The organism is Kitasatospora sp. NPDC048239 (genome assembly GCF_043202015.1).
In the GTDB taxonomy this organism is placed as follows: domain Bacteria; phylum Actinomycetota; class Actinomycetes; order Streptomycetales; family Streptomycetaceae; genus Kitasatospora.
In genome coordinates, this window is sequence record NZ_JBICZP010000050.1 from 1 (window position 1) to 1,555 (window position 1,555).

Annotated in this window: 1 protein-coding gene; it reads right to left on the reverse strand. The window is 76.5% G+C overall.

Annotated elements, in window-relative coordinates; genetic code table 11:
* On the reverse strand, positions 1-1,555 hold a 1,555-nt coding region (locus ACGFZP_RS39440), incomplete at both ends, for a polyketide synthase dehydratase domain-containing protein (protein WP_392942319.1).

Consider the following 1,555-nt stretch of genomic DNA (forward strand, 5'->3'; position numbering starts at 1 on the left):
GGCCGCCGGTGCCGCCGGTGATCAGGACCGTGCCCTCGGAGTCCCACGGGGTGGTGGCGGGCTCGCCCGCCGTGGTGCCGCGGACCAGGCGCGGGACGCGGGCGAGGCCGTCCCGCAGGGCCAGCTGGGGCTCGTCGGCCGTGAGCAGGGCGGGCAGCGCCCGGTCGGACGCCGGCAGGCCGTCCGAGTCGACCAGGGTGATCCGGCCGGGCTGCTCGCTCTGCGCCGACCGGACCAGGCCCCAGATCGCGGAGGTGGCCAGGTCGGGCGTCTCGTCGGCGGTCACGGCGACCGCGCCGGAGGTGGCGACGACCAGGCGGGCGGCGGCGAAGCGGTCGTCGCGCAGCCAGTCCTGCAGCAGGCCGAGCACCCGGGCGGTGCCGGTGCGGACCGCCCCGGGCAGGGCGGTGCCGGCCGTCTCCTCGGGAGCCTGCCGGGGCACCTGCACCAGCACGGTGTCCGGGACGGCCCCGCCGGCGTCGACGGCCGCCCGCAGGCCCGCCAGGTCGCCGTCGGCGAGCAGGAACGGCTCGGCCGCCGTGGCGGTCGGGGTCGGCAGGTTCGTCCACTGGAGGCGGTGGAGGTCGTCCTGCCCGCCGCCGCCGAGCAGCGCCGGGTCGAGCGGGCGGACGGTGAGCGAGCCGATGGTGGCGACGGGGGCGCCGGAGTCGTCGGCGAGGTGCACGGCGAGCCGGTCGGTGCCGCTGCTGACGATCCGGACGCGGGCGGTGGTGACGCCCGTGGCGTGCAGGGCGACGCCGGACCACGCGAACGGCAGCCTGATCGTGCCCGGGGTGTCGGCGGCCTTCGGGTGGAGGGCCGCGTCGAGGAGCGCGGGGTGGAGGGCGAAGCCCGTGCCGTGCTGCTCCTCGGGGAGGCTGATCTCGGCGTAGAAGTCGGTGCCGTCGCGCCAGGCGGCGGTGACGCCCTGGAAGACCGGGCCGTAGGTGAGGCCGATCGAGGCCAGCTGGTCGTAGACCGCGTCGGCGGAGAGCGCCTCGGCGTTCTGCGGCGGCCAGCTGCGCAGTTCGGTGCCGCGGACGGGGGCGCTGCCGAGCAGGCCCTCGGCGTGCAGGGTCCAGGGCTGGTCGCCGTCCTCGGGACGGGAGTGGACGGTGACGGGGCGTCGGTCGCGCTCGTCGGTGCCGCCGACGGTGATCTGGAGCTGGGCGGCCCGGCCTTCGGGGAGGGCCAGCGGCGCGTGCAGGACCAGTTCGTCGAGGGTGGTGTGGCCGCTCTCCTCGCCGGAGCGGATGGCGAGTTCGACGAAGGCGGTGCCGGGGAGGACCGCGGTCTCACCGATGGTGTGGTCGGCGAGCCAGCCGTGGGTGGCCAGGGCGACGCGTCCGGTGAACAGGGTGGTCTCGCCGTCGGCCAGCCTGGCGACGGCGCCCAGGAGCGGGTGGTCGATGGAGCCGAGGCCTGCGGTGGTGACGTTGCCTCGGGCGGGCGGCGACTCCAGCCAGTAGTGCTGGTGTTGGAAGGGGTAGGTGGGGAGGTTGGTGGGGGTGGGGTTGGTGGGGTGGTGGGGGGTCCAGTTGATGGGGGTGTTGGT